At 51.3% G+C, this 25,465-nt stretch carries 27 protein-coding genes; 15 read left to right on the forward strand and 12 right to left on the reverse strand.

Features of this window, described 5'->3' with window-relative positions:
- Positions 1-2 precede the first annotated feature (2 nt).
- The 4 genes from ACQ9LF_RS05225 (at position 3) to ACQ9LF_RS05240 (ending at position 4,685) form a co-directional block, all read left to right on the forward strand.
- On the forward strand, positions 3-761 hold the full coding sequence (locus ACQ9LF_RS05225) for an HAD family hydrolase (RefSeq protein ID WP_462488320.1): 759 nt from the start codon (positions 3-5) through the stop codon (positions 759-761).
- Positions 762-2,441, forward strand: a complete 1,680-nt coding sequence (locus tag ACQ9LF_RS05230; RefSeq protein WP_462488321.1) for an RNA-binding domain-containing protein — start codon at positions 762-764, stop codon at positions 2,439-2,441. It begins immediately after the preceding gene.
- 117 nt (positions 2,442-2,558) lie between these two features.
- Positions 2,559-3,911, forward strand: a complete 1,353-nt coding sequence (gene thrC, locus ACQ9LF_RS05235) for a threonine synthase (protein ID WP_462488322.1) — start codon at positions 2,559-2,561, stop codon at positions 3,909-3,911.
- Positions 3,912-4,004: 93 nt separating this feature from the next.
- Positions 4,005-4,685: an Ada metal-binding domain-containing protein gene (locus ACQ9LF_RS05240; protein WP_462488323.1), complete on the forward strand. Its 681-nt coding sequence runs from the start codon at positions 4,005-4,007 to the stop codon at positions 4,683-4,685.
- A gap of 6 nt (positions 4,686-4,691) precedes the next feature.
- Here ACQ9LF_RS05240 and coaD read toward each other — a convergent pair whose 3' ends face one another.
- On the reverse strand, positions 4,692-5,213 hold the full coding sequence (gene coaD / locus ACQ9LF_RS05245) for a pantetheine-phosphate adenylyltransferase (RefSeq protein ID WP_462488324.1): 522 nt from the start codon (positions 5,211-5,213) through the stop codon (positions 4,692-4,694).
- Between the two features lie 26 nt (positions 5,214-5,239).
- Entirely contained in the window at positions 5,240-5,947 is a 708-nt protein-coding gene (locus ACQ9LF_RS05250) for an HD domain-containing protein (RefSeq protein ID WP_462488325.1), read from the reverse strand.
- A 361-nt stretch (positions 5,948-6,308) separates the two neighbouring features.
- On the opposite strand from ACQ9LF_RS05250, the gene ACQ9LF_RS05255 reads away from it, so the two are divergent.
- The 3 genes from ACQ9LF_RS05255 to ACQ9LF_RS05265 all read left to right on the forward strand — a co-directional run bounded on the left by ACQ9LF_RS05255 (position 6,309) and on the right by ACQ9LF_RS05265 (position 7,784).
- Positions 6,309-6,827 (forward strand): hypothetical protein, encoded by a 519-nt coding sequence (locus tag ACQ9LF_RS05255; RefSeq protein ID WP_462488326.1) that lies wholly within the window; start codon positions 6,309-6,311, stop codon positions 6,825-6,827.
- A 114-nt stretch (positions 6,828-6,941) separates the two neighbouring features.
- Positions 6,942-7,358, forward strand: a complete 417-nt coding sequence (gene arfB, locus ACQ9LF_RS05260) for an alternative ribosome rescue aminoacyl-tRNA hydrolase ArfB (RefSeq protein WP_462488327.1) — start codon at positions 6,942-6,944, stop codon at positions 7,356-7,358.
- A 222-nt stretch (positions 7,359-7,580) separates the two neighbouring features.
- Positions 7,581-7,784, forward strand: coding sequence for a cold-shock protein (locus tag ACQ9LF_RS05265; protein WP_462488328.1), 204 nt, complete (start codon positions 7,581-7,583; stop codon positions 7,782-7,784).
- An 80-nt stretch (positions 7,785-7,864) separates the two neighbouring features.
- On the opposite strand, the gene ACQ9LF_RS05270 is transcribed toward ACQ9LF_RS05265, so the two are convergent.
- Entirely contained in the window at positions 7,865-8,053 is a 189-nt protein-coding gene (locus ACQ9LF_RS05270) for a hypothetical protein (protein WP_462488329.1), read from the reverse strand.
- Positions 8,054-8,221: 168 nt separating this feature from the next.
- Between ACQ9LF_RS05270 and ACQ9LF_RS05275 the strand changes: the two genes are divergently transcribed.
- Both ACQ9LF_RS05275 and ACQ9LF_RS05280 read left to right on the forward strand, forming a co-directional pair.
- Entirely contained in the window at positions 8,222-9,115 is an 894-nt protein-coding gene (locus ACQ9LF_RS05275) for an alpha/beta hydrolase (protein ID WP_462488330.1), read from the forward strand.
- 124 nt (positions 9,116-9,239) lie between these two features.
- On the forward strand, positions 9,240-9,656 hold the full coding sequence (locus ACQ9LF_RS05280) for a secondary thiamine-phosphate synthase enzyme YjbQ (protein ID WP_462488331.1): 417 nt from the start codon (positions 9,240-9,242) through the stop codon (positions 9,654-9,656).
- Between the two features lie 6 nt (positions 9,657-9,662).
- Here ACQ9LF_RS05280 and ACQ9LF_RS05285 read toward each other — a convergent pair whose 3' ends face one another.
- Entirely contained in the window at positions 9,663-10,307 is a 645-nt protein-coding gene (locus ACQ9LF_RS05285; protein WP_462488332.1) for a carbonic anhydrase, read from the reverse strand.
- A gap of 141 nt (positions 10,308-10,448) precedes the next feature.
- Here ACQ9LF_RS05285 and ACQ9LF_RS05290 point away from each other — a divergent pair, with 141 nt between their 5' ends.
- Both ACQ9LF_RS05290 and ACQ9LF_RS05295 read left to right on the forward strand, forming a co-directional pair.
- A complete protein-coding gene (locus ACQ9LF_RS05290; protein ID WP_462488333.1) occupies positions 10,449-11,786 on the forward strand; it encodes an MFS transporter in 1,338 nt (445 codons plus the stop codon).
- A gap of 34 nt (positions 11,787-11,820) precedes the next feature.
- A complete protein-coding gene (locus ACQ9LF_RS05295; RefSeq protein WP_462488334.1) occupies positions 11,821-12,426 on the forward strand; it encodes a LysE family transporter in 606 nt (201 codons plus the stop codon).
- A gap of 12 nt (positions 12,427-12,438) precedes the next feature.
- Here ACQ9LF_RS05295 and ACQ9LF_RS05300 read toward each other — a convergent pair whose 3' ends face one another.
- The 8 genes from ACQ9LF_RS05300 to hisI all read right to left on the reverse strand — a co-directional run bounded on the left by ACQ9LF_RS05300 (position 12,439) and on the right by hisI (position 22,272).
- Positions 12,439-13,782, reverse strand: coding sequence for a YhjD/YihY/BrkB family envelope integrity protein (locus ACQ9LF_RS05300; RefSeq protein ID WP_462488335.1), 1,344 nt, complete (start codon positions 13,780-13,782; stop codon positions 12,439-12,441).
- Positions 13,782-16,487 (reverse strand): DUF748 domain-containing protein, encoded by a 2,706-nt coding sequence (locus ACQ9LF_RS05305; protein WP_462488336.1) that lies wholly within the window; start codon positions 16,485-16,487, stop codon positions 13,782-13,784. Before ACQ9LF_RS05305 ends, ACQ9LF_RS05300 begins: the two co-directional genes overlap by 1 nt.
- A gap of 83 nt (positions 16,488-16,570) precedes the next feature.
- Positions 16,571-17,131: a ribosome recycling factor gene (gene frr, locus ACQ9LF_RS05310; RefSeq protein ID WP_462488337.1), complete on the reverse strand. Its 561-nt coding sequence runs from the start codon at positions 17,129-17,131 to the stop codon at positions 16,571-16,573.
- Between the two features lie 48 nt (positions 17,132-17,179).
- Positions 17,180-17,902 carry a UMP kinase gene (pyrH, locus tag ACQ9LF_RS05315; protein WP_462488338.1) on the reverse strand — a complete coding sequence of 241 codons (723 nt, stop codon included), beginning with the start codon at positions 17,900-17,902 and terminating at the stop codon, positions 17,180-17,182.
- 214 nt (positions 17,903-18,116) lie between these two features.
- Positions 18,117-18,977, reverse strand: coding sequence for a translation elongation factor Ts (gene tsf / locus ACQ9LF_RS05320; protein WP_462488339.1), 861 nt, complete (start codon positions 18,975-18,977; stop codon positions 18,117-18,119).
- Positions 18,978-19,075: 98 nt separating this feature from the next.
- Positions 19,076-19,903, reverse strand: coding sequence for a 30S ribosomal protein S2 (gene rpsB / locus ACQ9LF_RS05325; protein ID WP_462488340.1), 828 nt, complete (start codon positions 19,901-19,903; stop codon positions 19,076-19,078).
- Between the two features lie 371 nt (positions 19,904-20,274).
- On the reverse strand, positions 20,275-21,621 hold the full coding sequence (locus ACQ9LF_RS05330) for an alpha/beta hydrolase family protein (RefSeq protein WP_462488341.1): 1,347 nt from the start codon (positions 21,619-21,621) through the stop codon (positions 20,275-20,277).
- Between the two features lie 234 nt (positions 21,622-21,855).
- Positions 21,856-22,272, reverse strand: coding sequence for a phosphoribosyl-AMP cyclohydrolase (gene hisI / locus ACQ9LF_RS05335; protein WP_462488342.1), 417 nt, complete (start codon positions 22,270-22,272; stop codon positions 21,856-21,858).
- A gap of 164 nt (positions 22,273-22,436) precedes the next feature.
- On the opposite strand from hisI, the gene ACQ9LF_RS05340 reads away from it, so the two are divergent.
- The 4 genes from ACQ9LF_RS05340 to ACQ9LF_RS05355 all read left to right on the forward strand — a co-directional run bounded on the left by ACQ9LF_RS05340 (position 22,437) and on the right by ACQ9LF_RS05355 (position 25,461).
- Positions 22,437-23,492 carry a lysylphosphatidylglycerol synthase transmembrane domain-containing protein gene (locus ACQ9LF_RS05340; protein WP_462488343.1) on the forward strand — a complete coding sequence of 352 codons (1,056 nt, stop codon included), beginning with the start codon at positions 22,437-22,439 and terminating at the stop codon, positions 23,490-23,492.
- 556 nt (positions 23,493-24,048) lie between these two features.
- The gene (gene hpf / locus ACQ9LF_RS05345) at positions 24,049-24,378 is read left to right on the forward strand and encodes a ribosome hibernation-promoting factor, HPF/YfiA family (protein WP_462488344.1); all 330 of its coding nucleotides are present in this window, start codon (positions 24,049-24,051) and stop codon (positions 24,376-24,378) included.
- 117 nt (positions 24,379-24,495) lie between these two features.
- A complete protein-coding gene (locus ACQ9LF_RS05350; RefSeq protein ID WP_462488345.1) occupies positions 24,496-24,969 on the forward strand; it encodes a PTS sugar transporter subunit IIA in 474 nt (157 codons plus the stop codon).
- Between the two features lie 177 nt (positions 24,970-25,146).
- Positions 25,147-25,461 (forward strand): HPr family phosphocarrier protein, encoded by a 315-nt coding sequence (locus ACQ9LF_RS05355; RefSeq protein ID WP_462488346.1) that lies wholly within the window; start codon positions 25,147-25,149, stop codon positions 25,459-25,461.
- Positions 25,462-25,465: the final 4 nt, after the last annotated feature.

A 25,465-nucleotide genomic window follows, 5' to 3' on the forward strand; every position in this document is an offset into this window, starting at 1 on the left:
ATTTGGCCGGGCGTGTGGTTGAGGCGATTCTTTTTGACCTGGGGCAGACGCTGCTGGAATTCAGCAAATTGCGTACGAACCGGTTGTTTGCCGCCTCTGCCCGGGCCAGTTATGCCTGGTTGAAACAACACGCCCAGCCGGTACCGTTTTTTCTTCGCTATCGGCTCAAGCATTTATTCGGCCTGTATCTGCACCTGATTTATTCGACCCTGACCGGCAATGATTTTGATTCCCTTGAACTGCTCAAAGGCTATGGCAAACGCTATGGCTTTACTCTCAGTGACCAGCAATACAAGGAGCTTAACTGGATCTGGTATGAGCCGCTCAGCAGGGAGGCCTTTACCGAACCGAATCTCAAAGAGACATTGAGCACCCTGCGTGCGATGGGCCTGAAACTCGGCATTGTGTCCAATACGTTTGTCAACAAAGACAGCCTCCAGCGGCATCTGGCTCAGGTAGGCATTCTGGACTATTTTCCGGTCCAGCTTTATACCTGCGATTTTCCCTATCGCAAGCCCGACCCTCGCATTTTTCTGGATGCCGCAAGGCAAATCGGTGTTGAACCAGGCCGGATTCTGTTTGTCGGTGACCGTCTCGATACGGATATCAAAGGCTCCATTGCCGCCGGAATGAGGCCGGTTCTCAAACGCATCCACGCCAATCGGCACAAGACCGCCCCAGCCGGGGTTATCGAGATTCAAAAAATTGCCGATTTGCCGGCCGTCGTGGAGCAATTAAATGCAGGGTTAATGGAGCAATAAATGCAGCTGGAAGAAATTCGACAAAAAATTGAAGCCCTGCTTCAGCTGCCCCATGAGACCGAGTGGATTGAGTTTAAATCTGCTGAAATCAATTTTGATTTCAGCAAACTGGGACAATACTTCTCTGCATTAAGTAATGAAGCGAATTTGAATCGAAAGCCATACGGCTACCTTCTTTTTGGAATTGAAAGCAAAAAGCATCGTATCGTTGGAACCTCCTACCGTTCTGCTTCAGGTGATCTGAATAAGCTCAAATACGAAATTGCCTGTAAAACAAATAATCGGATAACATTTTCTGAAATTTATGAATATCAGTTTCCTCAGGGTCGTGTTATTTTATTTGAAATTCCAGCAGCTCCACAGGGAATACCGACATCATGGGAGGGACATTTTTACGGCAGAGAGGGAGAGTCTCTGGGGCCGTTAAATCTGCAAGAGATCGGACAGATTCGCAGTCAAAACACCCGTCAAGACTGGTCGGCGGATATCTGTGTTGAAGCCTCTGTTAATGATTTACACCCGGATGCAGTCCGGAAAGCCAGAGAACTGTATTCGCAAAAAAATCCAGAACAACAGGCTGAAGCTGACAAATGGGATGATATCACTTTCCTGAATAAAATTAAATTGGCTGTCCGCGGACAATTAACACGAGCGGCACTAGTGCTTCTTGGTCGGCCTGAGGCAGCCTCGTTTCTTTCGCCTTCGCAAGCTCAGATTACCTGGGTTGTATATAATGATAAAAATACAGAGCTGGATTATAAACATTACGGCCCTCCCTTTCTTTTGCAGGCAGACAAAGTGCTGGCCAATATACGGAATTTAAACTACCGTTATTTGCCGGCCGGGACGCTGTTTCCAACGGAAATTACCAGGTACGATCCTTATGTCATTCGTGAAGCGCTGCACAACTGCATTGCTCATCAGGATTATACTTTACGAGGGCGTATTTCTGTCGCTGAAAAACCGGATGAATTAATCTTTACGAATCCGGGCAGCTTTATACCCGGCAGCATCGAGGCCGTGATTAGAGAAAATTCTCCACCTTTGCTATATCGAAATCCGCTTCTTGCCCAGGCGATGGTGCAATTGAAAATGATTGATACCATCGGCAGCGGGATACGCAAAATGTTTGAAAAACAAAGAGAACGTTTTTTTCCACTGCCGGATTATGAATTTTCAAATGGTCAAGATACTTACGGGCCTTCTGTAACGGTACGAATTCAAGGCAAGATACTGGATGAAAACTATACTCGCTTATTGATTCGCAAGCCTGAGCTTACACTCGAAGACGTTATGCTTTTAGATAAAGTTCAAAAGCATCAGGATCTTATCAGAGAGCAATGCAACTATTTAAAAAAACTTCGGCTTGTGGAAGGACGATACCCCAACATATATATTTCTTCTTTCGTCGCATCTGAAGTGAATCAAAAAGCCCAATATATAAAAAATCGCCCATTTGACGATCAGCACTATATTGAAATGATCTTGTCTTTTTTAATCGAATACGGGAAGGCTTCACGTAAAGAAATAGACGAATTATTGTTCAATAAATTATCCGAAGTACTGACTCCTTCGCAGAAAACAAATAAAATAAGTAACATCCTATCGAAAATGTCGAGGGATCAACTTATCTGGAATATAGGGTCGAGACGGAAACCCATTTGGATTAAAAAGATGTAGATTGTCTGGATACGGAAAATATTTATTTATATTTATTTATAACTGATCTCTGTTTATAATCTGTATGTCTTTGTGAGATAACAACTTAAAATAAATAACTGGAGTAAGGCTTAATTTATGAAAAATGTAAATCAACCAGCCTTTCAGAAATGTATTAACCCCGCCTGCGGGGCGACGTTTGACTGTATGCAGACGATGTTTGAGTGTCCGCAGTGCGGTGACCTGCTGGATGTCTGCTATGACTGGAATAAGGTGCCGGTCCCTTCCAAGCTGTCCGATTTCGGCAAGCGCTGGGCCAATCGTCTGGACCGGCTGGACTTTTCCGGAGTCTGGCGGTTTCGTGATCTGCTGAACTTCTGCCCGGACGAATGCAAAGTCTCGGTGGGGGAAGGGCAGACGATTCTGCAGCAGGCCTGTGGGTTGGCCCGTGAGCTTGGGATGAATCCGTCCGGACTGTTTTTGCAATATGAGGGGATGAATCCGTCCGGTTCGTTTAAAGATAATGGTATGACCGCGGCGTTTTCCCATGCCAAAATGGTCCAGGCCATTTCCAGTGCCTGTGCTTCGACAGGCAATACCTCTGCTTCGATGGCCCTATATGCCCGGGCCTGCGGACTCAAGGCGACGGTCTTCATCGGCGACGGCAAGATCGCCTACGGCAAGCTCAGCCAGGCGATGGATTACGGTGCCTATACCATTCAGATTCGCGGTGACTTTGACGACTGCATGCGACAGGTCCAGGACGTCTGCCGCAAACTGAATATCTATCTGGTCAATTCGCTCAACCCCTTCCGTCTGGAAGGCCAGAAGACTATTATGTACCGTATTCTCGAAGGCCTGAACTGGCAGGTTCCCGACTGGATTGTCGTTCCCGGCGGCAACCTCGGCAACTCCAGCTCGTTTGGCAAGGCCTTCATGGAACTCAAACAGCTTGGTCTGATTGACCGTGTTCCGCGTCTGGCCATTATCAATGCCGCCGGTGCCAATACACTGACCGAGCTGGTGAATGACTATGGACTGAGCTGGAATAACAGCCGTGTGGATCATGCCAAAATCGATGCCTATTACGCCAAACTCGATGCGTCCGGCTACAAGCCCCACACCATTGCCTCGGCGATTGAGATTTCCCGTCCGGTCAATCTCAAAAAATGCCTGCGGGCGCTGGATGTCTGCAACGGGATCGTCCGTTCGGTGACCGATGCCGAGATTCTTGATGCCAAGGCCCAGATCGGCAAATACGGCCTGGGCTGTGAACCGGCCTCTGCGGCGACCATTGCGGGCTTGAAATACCTGCTGGCCGATGGCACGATTGACAAAAATGCCCGTGTTGCCTGTGTCCTGACCGGTCATGTCCTCAAGGACCCGGATGCCACGGTCAACTACCACAGCAAAAAGCAGGGCCCATTTGCCAATCCGCCGGTGCAGGCCCCCAACGACTTGGATCAAATCATCGCATTGATGAAGCAATAACGGTTGCGCCCAGCGGACGTTTCGCCGGGCAGCAGAAAAAGCGTCCTGCCTATCAGGACCAGGGTTACTAAGCAATCGCATAGGAGAGCGACAATGGCTGGAAGGATGTGCCGGATTATTCTGGCGGGATTGTGTTTGACGGGTTCGGCGGTCTTTTCCGAATCAGCACAACAGCAGGCCCCGGACTACGGCAGGGCAGTGGTGCAGGCGGTGATTCGCGTGGATGCCCAGTGCCGCATTTATTGTGATATTGCTGACTGGCCTGCCATCATCGGCAGGGACATGCCTGTTCAGATTCGGGGGCTGGAACCCCAGCAGGCTTTTGACCTGACTGTGCGGCAATATATTCTGGATATGCTGAATGCCGCATTGCGTAAAAAGCCGGTTCCCTCCGACCCGAATCAGCCCCAGGTGCCGCAAGTGCTGTTAACATCTATTCAGCGGGGCCAGAGTTTCTGTTTGGTGGCAGATGTGGAAGTCGAAGGACGAGATTTGGGCCAGATGCTGGTTGAAAAAGGCTATGCAAAACGTCTGATTGTGCCCAAAACGTCTGCTTCATCCGAGGGACAGGCCCCCTCAGCGGACCCTGCTGCGCAAACCCCATCTGCACAGGCCCAGGAGGAAGGATTTGTTGCTGCAAAGAACGGCAAGGTGTTTCACAAGCCCACCTGTCCCCATGTCCGCAGGATGAAGGACAATACCAAAGTGACATTCAGCAAACGAGACGATGCTGTTGCCTCGGGACGTCGTCCCTGCCTGACCTGTAATCCATAAAAGGGGCTATTCCGGCAGGTCGTTGAGGGCCTGCTGGGGCTCTTTGGCCAGTTTTTTGCGAAGGCGTGAATAGACCGACGGCGGCAGCAGCTTGGATACGTCGCCGCCAAGGGTGGCGATTTGCCGGACAATGGTGGAACTGATGTAGCCGAATTCTTCACTGGTCATCACGAAGACCGTTTCGATGCCCGCGACGGTACGGTTGGTCATCGCAAGCTGAAATTCATACTGTACGTCCGAGAGGTTTCGAAGGCCGCGAAGCATTACATCGGCTTTCTTGCGGGCGGCAAACTCGACTGTCAGACACTCAAAGCTTTCCACGGTAACCCGCGGCATATCCTGGACCAGTTCCCGAATCATCTCGACACGTTCCTGGATGGTAAACAGTTCCGCTTTGCCGGGATTCTGGCCGACACCGATAATCAGGGAATCAAACATCTTGTTTCCGCGGCGGATGACATCCAGGTGGCCATTGGTAATAGGATCAAATGAGCCGGGATAAATAGCAATGATAGATTTATGTGTCATGCGATACAGGTTTCTTATTCAGGAGTCTATTTGCCGCCTTTATCCAGCGATTCCAGCAGCAGTTCTTCGAGGTCGCGTGCGCTGTGTTCGACCTGCAGTTGGTTCATGAAGAATTCCGCGGCACTGAACCGGCGCTCCGCCAGCTTGCGGACGGACTCAAACCGGAAGCTTTCCTTGAGCCGGGCCTGCCAGTAACGGTAGTCGATTTTACGCTTCCAACTGTCCAGAACCTCTGCTACCCCTTTGCCATGAATGACGTATTTGCGGAATTCGTGATAAAGCCCGACAGCCCCCATGTCTTCGAGGTTGCGGGCATCGGACAGGATCATGGCCTCAATCATTTCAGTAAAGCGATTGGAGGACTCGACAATGATTTTGTCAATTTTCTCGATTTTGGGTCCCGCCAGGGCCCCGCTGAGGCGGTCGGTCACAATTTGGGTGGAAAAGTCTCTTAAATCGGTTTGGCTGACATCGGATAATACCAGGCGGCTGGAGGTATCCTCCGCATCGGCCCACCGGGCAAATCCCGCATCGGCAAAATAGGTGGCTGCAATCAGGCAGAATCGGTCCACCGGCACACTTTTATCCAGTAATTCGGGCATCCGGCAGATGTGTTCGACGTTGCGGAGGATTCGCAGGGTTCTGTCCCAGAGCCAATTGTCATTGACCCCGGTCAAGGTGGGCACCTTCATCGTTTCTTCAGCGATTTGACGAATTACATCCATTTCCGACATAAAAATAGTCTCCTTGGAATCGTTTATGTTCTTATCTCACTTTTTGGGTCTATCGTCAAGGATTTTATGCTCAAATCAGAGCTGATTCTATGGCAGGATGGATTTTTATGAGACGTTGCTAAGACATTGCTCCGGAACGTGTTACAGGCGTTATATCAGGATGAATACGGAATTTGGAAAAAAGTCGGAAAAGTCACTACAATCGTCAGACAAATATGTTAAAATTTATTGTAGTTAATCAATTTTTGTTGTAAAAGTTATAGTAAGTGTTTTGGGAAAGCCGAAGAGCTTTATAGTGGTTCCGGTTTCAGGGATGAAATCGGAGGTAAGAAGTTTATTGTCTTTAGGTTCTTCATGGATTATGAAAAAGGATCAGGCACGAACAGCTAAGGTATTAGTCGCGTTGATGGCATCGATGACGGTCGGGGGAGTCGTCTTGATGACGCTGGACAACCATGAGCCTGCGCGGGGGGCTTACAGCTTGGCCAGTTATTTAAGACTGGATTCTGTTGAAGCTGTCACCCTGCAATCCATGAAAGCCCAGAAGGCTGCCTGGAACGGGATTGAAATCTTCTACAGTCATACCAATCAGGGTGATCTGGCACAGCTTCGCAGCCAGGGGTTGACCGGTTTTCATTTCCTGGTCTGTAACGGCAATGGTGCTGAAGACGGCCAGATTGAATACACCCAGAACTGGGCCAACCAGAAATATATAGCAGGCTCGGATGGCGTGATTCGAATTTGTGTCATAGCCGACCGCAAAAGCAGTCCGGTTACCGGCAGTCAGCTGAAGCGAATTTCAGCTTTGATTGAGTTGCTGAGCCAGTCGTTTGCGGTTTCGCCCGATCAGATTCGTTATCCTGCGGATTTGCAGTTATAAAATATGATGATGGGATTCCCAAGCCGGGTTTTGTGCCCGGCTTTTTTTATGTTCATTCCGCGGTAATGACATTGGGAATCAAGAGGGGGATGTGATTTTGATGATAATATTTGTATGAGTAATATCCAGATTCCAGAAGAGCATGTCCGATTCATCTTTTCTCGTTCGTCGGGGCCAGGCGGGCAGAATGTCAACAAGGTCAATACTCAGGTTACAGCGATTCTGGATATAGAAGAGATCGGTTTTCTCAGTGACGAGCAGAAAAGGGTGGTACGAGAAAAGCTGGCAAATCGGATCGACAAAAACGGTTGTTTACAAATCACGGGAAATCGTTACCGCTCGCAGCAATCCAATCGTCTGGATGTACTGGATCGAATGTCGCGATTAATTGCTCAGGCCCTTATCAAACCCAAAGATCGCAAACCTACAAAAAGGACCTATGCCTCCAAACAGCGACGTTTAAGGTCCAAAAAAATGCGATCTGACATCAAGAAAACTCGGTCAGGACGAGTGTTTGGCTCTGATGAATAAATTCTTATTTTGCAAGTGTTTACGATACGAATACAGAAGACTCACTATATCCGGAAAAATACCTAATTTAACAAAAACGATGATTTCCTTTTTGACAAATACCGATAAAAGTGAGTAATCTTTCCAATGGAACAAGGCCGCGTCAAGTTCCCTCGGGACGCGGGCAGCTTGGTAACACGAGGGGTTTGTAATGCGGCTCAATATGGGCCAAGGAGAGCAATTGTGAGCATCGGTACAGTGAAATGGTTCAATGAGAAGAAAGGTTTTGGCTTTATTACTCCGGATGATGGCGGTGAGGACCTGTTTGTCCATTACACCAATATCAATTCCGAAGGATTTCGCACCCTCAACGATGGGCAGAAAGTACAATACGAAGCTGCTCAGGGTCGCAAGGGGATGGAAGCGATCAAAGTACAGCCTGCGTAGTTCGGTTTTACTTACACTTAGCCAATCCAACGGGCCTGTCCACGACAGGCCCGTTTTCGTTGATACTTGCGGTATCTGGGTTAGCAGACTACCCCGAGGTTGGTCATAAAGCTGTCAACAAAGGTTTCAGGATGGGTCAGCAGGCGTCGTTTTTTCAGCTCCGCAATCGCCTGGCTGCGATAGGGTTCTTCACTGAGCACGGCAATCAGCATCAGGTTTTCAATCCGCTCATACCGAACCAATCGTTCTTCTTTTTTTACTGGACTCATGGTTGCCCCTTTCGGTTTCCATGTTATACTGATCATTTGGCCGGATTATGAACGAATTGTGTGAGCGGCAGATGAGCAAACGATTAGAGTTTCGTGGAAAAGGCGGTTAGTGATACTGATAATGGCTGATGTGGAGCTCAATTCAATTTCAACAGGAGGTTAATCACAATGATTCAGATGATGCGAGGAGTGGCTGTCATGGCTTTGTTTGGCGGATTATGGAGTGCGTATGGAGCCCAACCCGAAAAGCAATATCTCTGGCCTGAGGGGGCTCCCTATGCCAAAGGTACAGAGGAAAAAGACAAGCCATATCTTGATATTTATGTGCCGACCCAAATTAACACTGGCGCGGCGGTTGTGGTTTGTCCCGGCGGTGCCTATGGCGGCTTGGCGATGGATCATGAGGGCAGACAAGTGGCCGAGTGGCTCAATGGTCTTGGCGTTAGCGCGTTTGTTCTGAATTACCGACATAACGGCAAGGGTTATCAGAATCCGGCCCCGCTGACCGATGCCCAGAGAGCGATACGCTATGTCCGGTTTTATGCCAAAGAGCGGGCAATTGACCCTAACCGGATAGGCATTATTGGATTTTCGGCAGGGGGACATCTGGCATCCACTGCTGGAACGCATTTCCAAAAATCGGCTTACGAGCCCAAAGACAAAATCGATGCTATGTCCTGTCGGCCGGATTTTATGGTTCTGGTATATCCGGTTATTACGCTTGAGCCGCCGTATTATCATAGCGGGTCCCGGCGGAATCTGCTGGGGGATGCTCCTTCCGAAGAGCTGGTCAAGAGCTTGTGCAACCATCTGCAGGTTACCGCAGACACTCCTCCGACTTTTTTAGTTCATGCCAATGACGACACTGCCGTTCCGCCGGAAAACAGTACGATGTTTTACGAGGCCTGCCGCAAGGTCAAAGTGGCTGCCGAAATGCATATCTATCTTAAGGGCGGTCATGGCTTTGGGATGCGAAAGGGCGTCGGCCCTGCCGAAGGCTGGATCGACCGCTGCGAGGAATGGATGAAGCTGTCGGGTTTTCTTACTCCTGCCGGACAATAATTGCACCCGGATGCCCTCGGTTGCCGCCCAAGAAACAAAAGTAAGGGTAAAATGCTATCAATCAGTTTCTGTGGAATTGCTCCAATGCTCCGATTGAGCCTAAGTTCTATTGAGGATAAACAGCATGAAATCGTATCGCAAAGAACTGTGGTTTAATACCCCGCACCGGCGGGATTATATCAATATTACTCCGACTGTCGAGCAATGTCTGGCCGAGTCGGGGATTCGGGAGGGACTGGTGCTGGTCAATGCGATGCATATCACGGCCAGTGTATTCATTAACGACGATGAGAGCGGGCTGCATCATGATTTCGAGGTGTGGCTGGAGAAGCTGGCGCCGGAAAAACCGCATTCTCAGTATCAGCATAATGGATATGAGGATAATGCCGATGCCCATTTGAAGCGGCAGGTGATGGGCCGGGAGGTGGTGGTTGCGGTGACCGAGGGCAAGCTGGACCTGGGACCGTGGGAACAGATTTTTTATGGGGAATTCGACGGGATGCGGCGAAAACGGGTGCTGGTCAAGATTATCGGGGAGTAATCGGCATTACCGGATATTGCCGACCAGCTTTTCGAAAAGGCCTTTTTCAGGGTTATAAGAGAGCATTTCGCCGGCTTCGAGGTCAAAGTACCAGCCATGAATAGCGAGCTTCCCCTGTTCGACGCGGTCCGTAATCCAGGGGAAGGTCAGCAGATTTTCCAGGGAAATCAGCATTGCGGCCTGTTCACAAGCACGGCATTGCAGTTCGGTGGTTTTTTTGGACAGGTCTTTGAGGACGGCGTTTTTGGCGGGGCGGGCAATGTCCACCCAACGGTCAATAAATTCACCAATCGGGGTTTGTTCGCTGCTTCGCATGAGGGCATCGATGCCGCCGCAGTGGGAATGTCCCAGAATGATTATATGCTCGACTTCCAAAAACCGCACGGCGTATTCGAGGGCGGAGCTGACGCCATGATAGTGAGTATCGGGTTCATAGGGCGGGACCAGATTGGCGACATTCCGGATGACAAATAGGTCACCGGGGCGGCAGTCGGTGATAATGGCCGGGTCCACACGGGAGTCGCTACAGCCGATGACGAGGACTTTGGGGGTTTGTTTGCGGCGGAGCTGGTCAAAAAGGGTATCATCCGAGTGGAAAAATTGCCGTTGAAAACGTCGAAATCCGCTGATTAGTTTCTGGATATCCTGCATATTCTATCAGATCGTTTTTTGGTGTTGGTCAAAACAGTTCTTACCGGTATAATCATCGGCGGCGGATTGTACGGATTTTGGGTCGGTTGTCCACAAAAAATCATATAAAATGAAATAGAAACAAGGTTTGCATTATCCAGAATGACATTCAGTCACATTCAAGGCAACACACAGACGGGCATAGGTGTGATGTTTCGTTCGCTGCGGTATCGGAACTACCGATTGTTTTTTTATGGGCAGATGCTGTCGCTGATTGGCACCTGGACCCAGCAGGTTGCGCTGCCGTGGCTGGTGTATCGTCTGACCGGGTCGGTCTTTCTGCTTGGGATTGTCGGGTTTGCCGGGCAGATTCCGGTGTTTATCCTGACGCCGTTTGCGGGGGTGCTGACGGATCGATGGAATCGGTATAACATCCTGATCGTCACACAGATACTGCTGATGGTTCAGGCCTTTCTGCTGGCGGCGTTGTTTTTCAGCGGCCATATCCAGGTCTGGCATATCATTATTCTGACGGTATTGATGGGGCTGATTAATGCCTTTGACATGCCGACGCGACAGGCGTTTGTGGTCACGATGGTGGACAACCGGGAGGATTTGGGCAACGCGATTGCGCTCAACTCGATGATGTTTAACAGCGCCCGACTGATTGGGCCTTCTGTGGCTGGGCTGGTTATTGCAGTTACCAATGAGGGCATTTGTTTTCTGGTCAACGGGGTCAGTTTTGTGTTTGTTATTGCTTCGCTGCTGATGATGAAAATCCATACCGAGCAGCCCAAGCCCCATAAGAGTCATGTCCTGCATGAGATGAGGGAAGGGCTTGTCTATGTTTATGGCTTCAAGCCACTTCGCTATATTATCCTGCTGCTGGCATTGGTCAGCCTGGTGGGGATGCCGTACTCGGTGCTGATGCCGGTGTTTGCCGGGAACATTCTGGGCGGCGGACCGCATACGTTCGGCTTTCTGATGACTGCGGCGGGGGTCGGGGCATTGTCTGGGGCGATGTATCTGGCATCCCGCAAAAGCGTCTGGGGGCTGGAGCGAATCCTTCCGATGGCGACGGGGGTTTTCGGTTTTGGGCTGATTGCGTTTTCGCTGTCGCGGCAGTTATGGCTGTCTTTGCCGCTGATGGTCATCACGGGGCTGGGGATGATTATGCAGATTGCCGCGTGCAACACCCTGATCCAGACGATAGTGGACGATGACAAGCGAGGTCGGGTGATGAGCCTGTACGTGATGGCGTTTATCGGGACGGCACCATTCGGCAGCCTGCTGGCCGGGGCGATTGCCACGCATATCGGGGCGCCGAAAACGCTGATCATCGGCGGGGTATTCTGTGTTGCGGGGGCAGCGCTGTTTGCACGAAAACTGCCGGAACTGCGGCACACCATGCGGCCGGTCTATGTGAAACTCGGGATTCTGCCGGAAGTGTCTGCGGGACTTCAGGCGGCGGCAAACTTGACCACGCCGCCGGAACGATAGCGAAATAGGGAGAGAATACTTCATGTTATCCTTCATGATGCAAACCGTTATCATATCGTTATCCGGCGTGATGGCGCCGGGGGCTGTGACGGCAGCGACGCTGGCCCAGGGCGGGAAGAACCGCTGGGCGGGAACATGGATTGCCATCGGGCACGGGATTGTCGAAATCCCTCTGATATTCCTGCTGATCCTGGGGCTGGGGACACTATTGAAAACCAATGTCGCTGCGGTGGCGATTGGTTTGATCGGAGGACTGTTTTTGATTTATCTGGGGGTGATGACGATTCGGGAGATGTCTGGGCCGGGGCAGAATGCTTCTGCTGTCAGACTATCCAAGCCAGTTTTGACGGGGATGGCCCTGTCGGCAACCAATCCGTATTTTCTGTTCTGGTGGGCGACGGTGGGATTGAACCTGGCAATGCAGGCCAATGATTCCGGGATTGTCGTGCTCAGTGCTTTTACACTGGTGCACTGGTCCTGTGATTTGATCTGGCTGACGATCTTGTCATTTGGGGCGTTTCATGGAACAACGCTGCTGGGTGCCAAAAAACAACAGGTTATTCTTGCTTTCTGCGGCGTTGTTATGGCAGGTTTCGGCCTCAAATTCATCTTTGATGCCATCTGCCGCATTGCTGCATAACCACTCGCGATGCTACAGGATGTCTTTGAGGTGATGCCTGGATAATTCCGTACGCAACTGGGCAAACACTTCCTGCAGCTTGGGGTTCTGGGTCCTGAACGACGACTGCTCGACAGCCAGGCTGATATCGGCCAGCGTAATATGGGTCCCGTCGGTGGAAGGAACATAGCCGACAATCGGTTCGGTGGTCTTGCACAGCAGGCCGGAGCGGGTCATATTTTCCAGAATCCGCTCGATAAATTCGGCATCGAGGGTGGTCACCTCAGCAATTTCGATGGCGGTAATGGGTTTGCGGTTTTTATCTTCAAAAGCCGCCAGCACTTCCTGCATAATCTGAATGACGGCCTGTTCGGTGGCGACAAAGCTGGCCTGCCGCTGACGGAGATAGGCCAGCTGCTCGGCCCGGTCCAGCGAATGGACATGCTGGGAGGCGTAGGTCAGCTGAAGTCCGATCAGGACAATCCACCAGATGATATAAATCCAGAAGACCGTCAGGGGAATCAATCCCATAATACCGTAAATGGATTGGTAGGGAATCAGTTTGGTTACATAGATGCCAAATCCGAATTTGGCCGCTGTCCACAGGACCGCGGCGACGAATGCTCCGAATAAGGCGGGGAGGGGTTTGACCCGGGCGTTGGGAATAAAGGTATACAGACAGAAAATCAGGACCACACTGATGATGAAGCTGAACAAGGGGCGGACAAAATGAAAGACGCTGAATTCCAGGACTTTGGTAATGGTCGGATGTGTACTCAGATAAATCCCCAACCCCAGCAGCAGCGGCCCGAGTGTCAGCATCGTCCAGTAGTTGATGACGCGATGCAGATAATCACGACTTCGCGGTACGCCCCAGATGCTGTTGAAGGCTTTTTCGATGGTTGTCAACAGACCGATGGCCGCCCAGATAACCAGCACGCCGCCGATAAAGGTAATCGCACCGGTGTTGAGATTAGCGATTGCCTGCCCCGTGATTTCGTCAATTTTGGCTGCCAGAGTAATCGGGGTCTGGCCAGGGACATCGGAAGGATAGGTGATCTGGGTCAGATTCATCTGCTCATAAACCAGATGCTTGACTTTGTCGCCCATCGTCTTATAGGCGGGGAACATCTGGAAGACCATCAGCATCACAATCGCCAGCGGGACTATCCCAAAGATGGTATGATAAGCCAGCGCCGCAGCCTGAGTGCCGCAGCGGTTGAGTATCAGCAGACGGATACACTGCCGCAGGACATGCAGCAGCAATACGAATCTGCTTTTTTCATGGGCTGAGTCGGCGGACCAGAACGAAAGCCAGCCAAACCACCTGTTTTTGAGGTGGGGTTTGGCCTGTGATGGGGATGTTTGTTCGGCCATTATTTTTGACCCTTTTTCAAAATACCGTCCAGAATATCCAGACCTTTTTCGATTGCCTCCTTGGTTTTTTCATCTTTGGCGGGAATTTGTTCTTTGAGCTGTTCGGTAATATTGCCCATCAGGAATTTGCCGGCATCCAGTTGAGGATTTTCAACCGTACCGGCCAGCGGCACCACCACCAGCTTTGCATCAGCCGCCTTGCTGGTTGGAGCCTTGACATTCATGCTCAGGGCTTTATTCATCAGGTCAATGCTGCCGCCGAAATGAATTCCCCAGGTCCGCCCAAACATCAGCGGCATATCGTCATACTTCACCAGGCCGTTTTTGACGGTAAAAGGCGAGGCGGGAATTGAAAAGAGATTCAACCCGTCATCCCGCAGGGCTTCTTTGACGACGGCCAGCAGTTTGCTGGTCAGCTTGACATCGGTCATGCCCACGGTGCCTTCGATATCGATATCTTTGGGAGTGCCGCCGCCCAGGGGAATGACCAGCGTTTTGCACGACAGATTCGCCGTGCCGCTGACATTGGAGCTTTTGGCAAAAATCGGGTGAAGATACTGCAGCAGGTTGGCGCTGAGGACATCGTCGATTTTGACATTTTCGACCACGGCGGCAGGCTGACGCAGCTTGAGCACCATGGGTTTCTGGGCGAGGTTGACATCGCCGGCGAACCGGACCTTGCCGCCGTTGACGTCGGCATCGGGCAAATCAATCGCCGCCTGTCCCTGTTTGATGTTAAGCTTCAATTCGGTGGCGCCGAATTTGAGACCTTTAAAATCGGCCTTCTGGAAACCGAGTGCAGCGTCAGCATTGAGATTGGCCAGCATCGCATTGGGGTCGCTGGATGGATACGTCGAAGCGAAGGTGATTTTGTCGCTGCGTTTGCCTTCCATTGCCAGACCTTCCGGCAGGAAGGGTTTGGCCATGGCGGTGACCTCTTTCCAGTCGTAGTCGGCTTCAATGCTGCCGGCCAGAGCCGTTTTTTCCCGATCGGCTTTTTGTGACACAGTGCCCTTAAAGATCATCAGCGACTGGGCTTTTTTGCCCTCCAGATCAAATTGGGTTGAAAATGCCTTTGTTGCGGGATTGACCGTTCCACTGGCCACCAGGGTCAGGGTGTCCTGTGTAAATGGCGCCTCCGTGCCCTGTCCGATGGCGAGTTTCTGAATCTCGGTCTTGTCGGTACGGAACGCAATGTCAGCCCCCTGCGGTTTGACATCGATGATTGAATTTAAATTACCGGCCAGTGTCAAATCCGCCGGAAGACTGTCGGCGGCAAAGACTTTGGCCAGATCAAGGGCTTTTTTCAAGTCCAGCTTGATATCGGCCTGAGCAGAAAGCTGGGTCATTTTCTCTGGATCCAGCGGCATCGAGAGGGATTTGACAACCACCTTTCCTGCATCGAGTGAGGCATCGACAGAGTTGGCTTTCAATAGTTTGGCGGCGCCGTCGTGAACGACATCATAATTAATCTTCACTGCCGACGGAGGCATCTTATTGGCACCTTTGGCTATGGCTAAATTCTGGAAATCGGCTGAACCTGCTGCGGCGATCGTTTCGTTTTTGAGCGTGACCGAGCCTGTGGCATTCAGCGAGCCAGCCAGTTTGTAGCCGGCCATATCCGTAAACTGGGCCGCGAAGGCCTGGACGCCAGCCAGGTCCGCCTTGGCCTGGTAAGTCAGCTGCTCCAGATCGCCTTTGCAGGTGGCCGTGCAGAAGGACGAATCGACACTGGCATTGTCGATGCGAATTTTATTGTCAATCATTGCGGCCAGGGCCTTGATTTTCACGGGCTTTTCCAGAGTCGTGGTCTTGCCGTCGAGAGTCTGTTTGAAATTCTCGATGGTAGCGTCGGCGGCGATTTTTTCGAACTGGCCGTCGTTGAGCTTGACATCGGCCTTGGCGTTCAGCAGGCCGGCGATATCGATTTTCTGCCCGGCCAGCGCCAGCAGCGGCTTGAAATCTTCGAGCTTGAGATTGACCAGCTCCACCTGGACATCACCGCTGGTACCCTTGAGGGCCAGGTCCTTGGCGGGTGTGACACTTCCCTGGGCCTTGACATCACCCTGCTGGCCCATGCCTCCGACTGCCATTGCAAAGGACAGCTTCGAGGCCTGGCCCAGGGGGTTGATATCGACCTGCGAGGAGATGTTCTTGAATTCCAGTTTCTGCGGGGGATTATCCGTGCGAATCGCCACGGTCCCTTCACGCAACTGGAGGGCCAGTTTTTCCAGCGGCAGCGCAATCGGCTGCGCGGGTGCGGAGGGGCCGGACGGCTTTTCAGGCTCGGTCGAGGCCGTCTTCTGAGGCAGCTGTTTGACCAGAATATCCACCTGGGGCTTATCGATCAGGCCGTCGGTCAGGTTGATCTGGCCGCGGAGCAGAGACGATAATTTCGGATTCAGACGGACTTCATTGACACTGACGGAAGTGTCGCCGGTGCTGTCTTTGAAGGTTACGCCGGACAGCTTCAGGCCGGAAAACCAGCCAAGCGACAGCGTGTTAATCTGAATATTGCCATTGGTGGCATGATTGATCTGGCTGACGATGATTTGCTTGCCCAGCGAAGTGGAAATCAGCGTCGGCAGCAGGGCCACCAGCAGAACCCCAATCAGCAGCAGGATGCAGACGGCCCAGATGATTTTTTTCAGGAGCGAGTGTTTCCCGGACTTGACGGTTTCGGATGGATTCTTCTTTTCTTCCATGATAGACCTCCCGCATTTTCCAAACAGCATTGCCGGTACGGAAAAAAGGCGCAGCGGAAAAACCGCCGCGCCGCCGGAATTGTTTAGCTGTTCATAATTTCTTCGGATTTGGATTTGACCATCTGATCGAGCTGATCCACATATTTTTTGGTCATATCATCGGCTTCCTTCTTGCCTTTGTCGCGTTCATCTTCGGTGATTTGCTTGGCTTTTTCGGCATCTTCCAGTTGTTTGATGGCGTCGCGACGGATATTGCGTACACTGACTTTGTGCCGTTCACCGAGCTGCTTGACCTGATTGACGATCTGCTTGCGGCGTTCTTCGCTCAGCGGCGGGATATTCAGTCGAATCATCTTGCCGTCCATAATCGGGGCCAGGCTCAGTTCGCTGGCTTTGATGGATTTTTCAATATCCTTCAGACAGCCGACGTCAAAAGGCTTAATGACCAGCATCGCCGGCTCCGGGCAGGCAATGGCGGCCAGCTGCTTGAGCGGGGTCGGAGTGCCGTAATAATCGACCATCAGGTTTTCCACCAGCCCCGGCGAGGCCCGGCCGGTACGAATCTGCCGAAGGTCATTTTTCATCACTTCGATCGTTTTTTCCATGTTCTTTTCGTGCTGTGCTAAAATTGCTTTGGCAGACATAATCTGTACTCCAGGAATCAGGTGCTGTCCACACAGGACATTTTTGTCTTATTCAGTTATGATTGTGCCGACCTTTTCACCCCGAAAGGCACGGGTGATATTGCCGTCCACGAAGATATTCAGAACCACAATTGGAATTTTGTTTTCCCAGCAGAGACTGACAGCAGCCGGGTCCATGACCTTGAGATTTTTCTGCAAGACCTCGTGATAGGTCAGTTTTTCGATCATTTTGGCATCGGGGTTTTTCTTGGGGTCATCGGTGTAAACGCCATCGACCTTGGTGGCTTTAATCATCAAGTCGGCGCCGATTTCCGAGGCCCGCAGTGCCGCACAGGTATCCGTTGAGAAAAACGGATTGCCTGTCCCGCCGGCCAGGATGGTGACACGTCCTTTTTCCAGATGACGGATAGCCCGGCGGCGAAGGAACGGCTCGCAAATCTGCGAGACTTCGATGGCACTGCAGACACGGGTTGGCTGGCCCAGCTTTTCGAGCGTTTCCTGGAGGGCACAGGCATTGATGACTGTGGCCAGCATGCCCATGTAATCGGCCGTTGTACGCGGAATATGGCTGTTCTGGGAGAATGTGGCGCCGCGGAGGAAATTTCCGCCGCCGACCACAATGGCGACCTGCGGCCCGAGCTTGCAGATGCGGGTAATCCGCTCGGCGATGGATTCAAGGGCCTCACCTTCGATACCAAATCCGCCGGGCTTGCAGAAACTTTCGCCGGACAACTTCAAAAGGACTCGTTTATACTGTATTTTATTATCCATATAAAGACGGCTTTCAGAGACTTTATTCATTTCAGCTTGATATTGTTATCTGTCTGCGATACCTCCAACCGCCGCATGAGCCGCAGGCGTGTTGTACTCGCAGAGATTGGACCGGACAGATACAATCTCAATTCAACAGACCTTTTACGTCGGCTATACTATCACATTCCAACAAAAAAGGCAACGTTTCCGTTGCCTTATTTTATCACAGGTCTTAGCCGATTTCAAATCGGACAAACCGCTTTATCTTAGCGGTCCCTCCGGCAGCCTTGGCCGCATCGTTGAGGGCCTGAGTGACTGTTTTGCTATCATCCTTGACAAAGGGCTGGTCAACCAGGCAGTTGTCCTTGAAAAATTTGGCCATCTTGCCATCAACGATCTTTTCCACCATGTTGGCGGGCTTGTCTTTGACTTGTTCGGCAGCGATTTCCCGCTCCCGGGCCACCACCGCAGGATCCACAGAATTACGATCCAGGGCGACAGGGTTAATCGCAGTGATGTGCATGGCGATATCGCTGGCAATGCTCTTGAGAGCCTGAGCGACGGCCTCGCTGGAGGCTTCGATTTCGACCATGGTAGCCACTTTGCTATTGAAGTGAACATAGCTGCCAATGATGCCGGGGCCAGTCACGCGATACCGGATATAGTTGCCAACCTGGGTTTTTTCGCCGGTTTTGCTGACCAGTTCAGTCAGCAGGTCGCTGAATTTCTTGCCTTCACAAACACAGTCCATCAGGGCCTGGGCACCTTCATCCGCAGCGACTGTCAGGGCACACTGCGACAATTTTTCGCAGGCGGCCTTAAAATCATCATTGTTGGCCACAAAGTCTGTCTCGCAGCACAATGTTGCCAGAGCAACGGTTTTGCCGTCGGCGCTGACGGCACGCACTACACGGCCTTCGGAGGTTTCTTTGTCGGCACGCTTGGCCAAGGTGGCAAGTCCCTTCTTGCGAAGCAGGTCCAGCGCCTTGTCCATATCGCCGTTGGTCTCTTCCAGCGCCTTCTTGCAGTCCATCATACCCTGACCGCTGAGCTTGCGCAACTTCATAACTACGGAAGCAGATATTTCTGTCATTGGTATAGTTCTCCCTATTTTGGATGCGGGCCGGGACAATCAGAGTCCCGGCCTGCAAAAGCTATTTATGGTTTTGTTTCCCGAGTGTAACACAGCGGTTACTGGGCAGTTTCGGTCTGGGTTGTATCCGCCGACTCAGTGCCCTGCTCTTCTGCTTCTCCGCCTTCACCCGCACTGGCCAGAACCCGGCGACGGGAACGCTGTCGTGGTTGACGAGCCTGGACGGACATGTCTTCGGGCTTGATCATGGTTTTACCTTCGGCGACAGCCTGGGCGAGTTCGTTCATAATGATTTCGATGGCCTTCAGCGAATCGTCATTGGCGGGGATGGCCACATCCACGGTATCCGGATCGGCGTCCGTGTCAATGATGCCGATGGTGGCGATGCCCAGCTTGCGGGCCTCGCGAAGTGCAATGTATTCTTTGCGGACATCCACGGCCACAACCACACCCGGCACGCGACTCATTTTGCGAATACCGCCGAGGTTTTCGGTGATTTTTTTGAGCTCCCGTTTCAGACGTGAACCCTGTTTTTTGCTTTCCGATTCCATCTGACCGCCGGCCATCATACCTTCCAGCTCTTCCAGACGCTGCACACGGGAACGGATGGTGCGGAAGTTGGTCAGAGTACCGCCCAGCCAGCGTTCGCTGACATAGTGCATGCCGCAGGCTTCGGCAGCCGACTGTACGGCTTTCTGGGCCTGACGCTTGGTGCCGACAAACACCACGTCCTTGCCGGAAGCGACGATGCTGGCAATCAGCTTTTTGGCAATCAGGATACCTTTGAGGGTTTCTTTGACATTAATGATGTGAATCATACCGCGCTTGCCGAAAATGTAAGGAGCCATTTTGGGGTTCCAGCGGCTGGCGGCATGACCGAAGTGCACGCCCGCACTGATGAGTTCACGGGCCAGTTCCTTATTCACAGAAACTTTACCTCCAAATTAGAAAAAGTTATGGGTTCCCTGTCTGCCAACGCCGGCAGACAAGAGGGTAATAGATTACCTGACACGCTCTTCTATGTCAAGCGATTTTCGGAAGAGAAGAAAATAATGCGGCTGTGCCATATCTACTTTAATTGGATTCCGTCGGGCTGGGGTCTTGTTTTCCTTCTTATGTTACTGTATCTATTTTATCTTTTTGTGATTGTTTTTTCAGATTAGCCGCCGCTTGTCCCGTGAATTACTCAAGGTATTACGGGTCAATTAGGACTGTATCAGGACGATGGAAAATCTGCAAACAGGATACGTCTCTATGGATCGTTGCCAGCTTTTTGAAAGTACCGGATCGACGGTATTTAGTTTATGAAATAGCGTTTGGCAAATTCGATGAAATACGGCCAGTTGGGGCCGGTAGTGTGGCCTCCTTCGTGCTGGCGGAAGGCGACATCCCCATCAACCAGGGTCTCCTGAGGCGGAAACAGCATCGTTCGCATGCTTTTTTTGCCCAGCAATTCGTACACCGGACCGGCCATGGCGCCGCCCAGAAACATCCCCTTGGCATCCACCCATTGTCCTTCGACGGACGCGGAGCCGGAACTGATAAAGACCGGACGCGGGGCGCACAAGGCAACCAGATGATGGCCATCGACAGGGAGGTCTTCCTGGGTTAAGGGGCCTGCATATTTGATAAAGTTGCCGGCGAACCAGTGGTATTCGCCCGAGCCGGCGAGGTTTTCCACCTGCTCGCCAAACACACGGTGCAGCAGCTTGACGCCGCCGGCGCCGGAGGAGCCGATGAATCCAATGGCGATCCGAGGTTCATACGCCATAGCAACGGCAGCGGCTTTGCCGTAGCGTGAAAGCCCTTCGATGCCGATGCGTTTTGCATCGACATCCTTATCCGTTTCGAAATAATCGATCGCCCGGCTGGCTCCCCAGGCCCAGGCTCGGAGGCAGCCCCAGTCGTCCGGTTTCCGAGGCTGGCCTTTATTGACCAGGCCAATAATCCCCTCGCGTAATCCGGCACCGTTGTCGGCCTGAAAACTGGTGGGATTCAGGATAGCGTAGCCCCATCCTTCTTTGAGCAATTGCTGTTTCCAGGTCAGGGTATTGCTGTTGCCCTGCGAGGGCATACCGGGGCGTCCCGGAAAGTTAAAACCGAATTCCATAATGAGAGGAACGGGCTTGTTAGCCTTGGCAGGTGTGCCGACGGTTAATTGAATCACCACCTTAAGCGCCGGGTAAGAGGAATTATCGACCGTCCCCTGAAGCTGTTTGATCCTCACTGGGAAATCGCCATCGGTGGTTTCGTTGACGTCAACGACCTTCCAGGTTACCGGCGGAATCTGTTCCGGGAGCCGGCCATAGATTTCACGGTCAAATAACTCGACAATTTCTGCCCGTCGTGCCGGCCACTGCTGGGGTTTTGTCACGCGGGTTCCATCGTTGAATACCAAGGGATCCGGGAGAAAATAGGGCTGGACTTTGGCTTCATCGGTGTTGGCGGCGTCCGGGGCTTGGGGATTTCCGGAGGGTCCCCGCCGGATGGATTCGATGCCCAGCTTGTCCATCATCAGTTTGTGGTCTTCCTGAGTCAATTGGTTGATGCGTTCTCGGTCCTGCTGGGAGGCCTGAGCAAACACGGGGGAGGTTACTAAAAGGGACAATGAGATTAAAATCGCCGGCTTGATGAATGTGTTCATTGTGATTCGCGCTCCGTATTTGAAATTGTGGTACAGGTTTGACTCTGTCTTTTATCAGAGATATTCCTGTAGGTCCTTTAGGGCCTGTACCAGTTTTAGTCTCAAAAGGAGTCTTGTCAAGGGATTTTCAGCTAAAACAGTGGTTTGATGGTCAAGGGGATTGTAACAAAAAAGCCCCATCAGGCGGGTGTGCCAGAGGGGGCTTTGATTGGCGGGGTAAGGGGCAGGCCAGGATTATTTTTTTCCGTAGGCCTGTTCGGGGTCATAGACTTTCCGGGCGATGGTTTCCATTTCGGTCAGGGAGCCTTTTTTAATGGCCCGGTAAAAGCAGGACTGGTAGCCGACATGGCACTGGCCTTCATCGACGAGGACTTTAAGAATCAGACAATCCTGGTCGCAATCTACCAGAACCTGCTGGACTTTCTGGACGTGGCCGCTCTGTTCACCTTTGCGCCAGAGCTTCTGACGTGACCGGCTGAAATAGACGGCATTGCCGGTGCTAAGGGTCAGGTCGAGGGCTTCCTTATTCATATACGCTACCATTAGGACTTCATTGGTTTTAGCGTCCTGGGCGATCGCGGTGATCAGGCCGTTGGCATCGAATTTCGGGGTAAAATCCAGGCCTTCTTCAATCTGTTTATTGGCTGCCATAATGCACTCCGTGAAAATCAGTCTTCTAATTCTGAAACCTTGGTTATCTTTTCCTGCATTGATTGACGATATACAAGGTAGTGTAATTTCCCGCTGGAAATTCTTGCAGGGGGACTTTGTACACGGTATGCTCGGGAAACACAAGGATTTTTTGGGATAGCTGGGTGACGCAGGACGATAAAAATAACAAAAACGGCCATATCAGTATTATTTTGCGGGGTGGGGTTGCGCTGATTGCCTGTTGTTTGATAGCCATAAAGCTGGATTTCAAGGAAGTAGCGAAGGTCTTTTCCAACATTTCCGTGTGGGTTTTGGGGGTTGTTGTTGCGGCATTTTTGGTTAGCCAGGGGATTCTTGCGTTTCGGTGGTGGCTATTTATGCGGAGTTCGAATATCCATATTCCGTTGTGGTCGGCTGTAAAACTAACCTTTCTGGGTCTATATTTCAATAATTTTCTTCCTGGATCCATCGGGGGCGATCTTGTGCGAGCGTGGTATGTGGCCAAGCATACCCACCGGCGGATGGCAGCGGTGATTAGTGTTTTTGTGGACCGCCTATTAGCTCTGTTAGCAACGATTTTGATGGCGTTTCTGGGGGTTATGCTTGCCGGACAAGAGGGATTGTTTGTTGCCAGCAACAAAAAAAGAGACTATTTGGGGCTGATTTCAGACTATCGTGGTCTTATCCTGGCAGGGCTTGCGGTCATGGTGATGCTGGCGGTAGGATTAGCGGCCGTTCCTGCTGTTCGAAATCGTCTTAACATATTTTATAATAAGGTATTACAGCATATCAAAAGTGCATTGATTCACCTGTTGGAAGCGGGGATATTATTGGTAAAAAAGCCGCTGTTGGGGCCGGGGTCGCTGATATTGACCTTTATGCTGCAGGGGTTAGTGATCTTGTCGATGTGGTTTTTGGGTATGGAAATGGGGATCCCGACTCCGATGGAGGGGTATTTTGTCTTTTTACCGGTGATGTGGGTGGTTGGGTCGGTGCCGATTAGTATTGCCGGGATAGGGATTATGGAAGGAGGATTGATTGTATTGTTTGTCCAATTTGGGGGGGCATCGCTTGAAGCGGCGACGGCCCTGGCGTTGTGCCAAAGGGCGGTATGGATCATAGCGTCCTTACCGGGGCTGGGAGTTCATTTGTCTGGAAAACACCTGCCCAGCGAGATTGGGCGGCGATTTTCTATTGACGACCATCAGGAAATAAACTAAAGTGTATAGGGTATAAATACCCGTTTTTGATAAGACTTAGTGACAATTATGTGGTCATTTGTGTGGACCCAAGGCATTGTTGAAGATGTAGGAACGTTTGAATCGTATTGGGATTTTTATAACAATATTTTGAACGTGTCGTAAAGACCGCCAAATGCAAGCATTGAGGGACTTTATGAGGCATCTGTTGGGGGGCGACCAGGCCAAATTGGCCGGCATGAGTGAGTCTGCTGAGTTGGCTGAACCGGTTGTTTTTTCAGTATCAAATTCAATGGACATTCAATCTTATCAGGGTTGAAATTGAACAGGATAGCACACATAAGACAGTGCCTAAAGGGTCGGAATTTGTGATGAACGATTGGCTTTTTCGCATTCCTGTCGAACCGCGGCAGACCTGCGAGATAGAATACCTTGTGAAAGCAGTCGAATTAGAGTTGTTGGGATCTGGGCAACATGGATGTTGCTACCCGAACCGTGGCAATTAGATTCGGGATATATAACGTAAGAAACGAATGGTGGTCGCAACAGGAATACTCTTTTGATTCAGGAGGTAGTTATGTTATTTACAATTAGCGGCAAACACATTGAAATAACGGATGCAATTCGCGCCCACGCCAAAGAGAAAGTGGACAAGCTGCCTCGGTTTTTTGATCAGATATCCCATGTTGATGTCTTGCTGGATGCCAGTCAGGGGAGTTTGCCTGTAGTGGAAATCATTGCCCGGGCGGAGCATTTTGGTGATATTGTAGCCAAAGACAGCGGTCCCGATGCTTATACGTGTATTGATATGGCGGTGCATAAACTGGAGCGACAACTGAAAAAGATTAAAGAAAAGCAGCGTGATAATAAATTTGTGCCTCAAGTGGAGTTGCCCAAAGCTGAGTAGGCGGGCATTCCGTTCCCTACACAACCATAAACCACTTGAGGAGATATGTATCATCCAGTTTCGGGGAGATGGTTGGCCCCTTGATGAAGAACTGGTTATTTTGTTTGAGAGGACAATATGAAACTTTCGGATATTGTATGTTCAGATGCAATTGTAGCTCGTCTTAAAGCCAAGCAGCGCGATGAGGCGATTCGAGAACTGGTGGGTGTGCTTGGTAAGGCCGGCAAGATTCCGAAAGATTCAGTGGAAGCGGTGAGCAAACTTGTAATTAAACGTGAAAATGAGGCCAGCACCGGGATTGGCAAGGGCGTTGCAGTGCCTCACGTAAAGAGTGCTGATGTCAGCGAGCCGGTGGCAGCGGTTGGGTGTTCGGCGGAGGGGATTGATTTTTCATCGCTGGATAAGCAGCCGGTATATAGTGTGATTCTGCTGGTGAGTCCGACGACCAATCCGGATCGTCATTTGCAGGCCATGGAGACGGTGTTCCGCAACCTGCAGAAAGATGATTTCCGGCGTTTTCTGCGTCAGGCTCAGACCTGCCAGGAGATCATGGAAATTATTACGGATGCTGACGGCGACGGTATGGAGTAAGCAGATCCCTGAGATGAATTTTCCGCGGTGGCCAGGGACGGTTTTTGTGCCGCGGGTATCCCGGCATCAAGAGTTCCTGCCTTGCTGTGGTAAAACGGCAGATTTCAGTAAGGTCCGTATGATTAATTTGGGCCGGGTGCAGATGTGCCTGGTCCGACAGAGAAGGTATTATTGGCTGTGAACGAAGCAGTCCACGAAATAGAGGTGGAAATCAAGAATGCCGAAGGGTTGCACATGCGGCCTGCGATGCAGTTTGTGGATTTGGCGGGCAGCTTCAAGTCTGACATTTCGGTTAGTAATGAGGTGACGACTGCCGATGCCAAAAGCATTATGCAGATGACGATGCTGGCGGCCACCTGTGGTTCGAAGCTGCGTGTTCGTGCCAAGGGGCGAGATGCCCAGGCTGCTCTGAAAGCCATCCGCGAACTGGTCGAAGAAAAATTATTTGGAGAGCCTCCGGGCACAAAACCAGCCGGGGTAGAAAAAGGGTAAACAC

Origin of the sequence: Anaeroglomus insulsum (assembly GCF_050689095.1) — a bacterium.
GTDB classification, from domain to species: domain Bacteria; phylum Planctomycetota; class Phycisphaerae; order Sedimentisphaerales; family Anaerohalosphaeraceae; genus Anaeroglomus; species Anaeroglomus insulsum.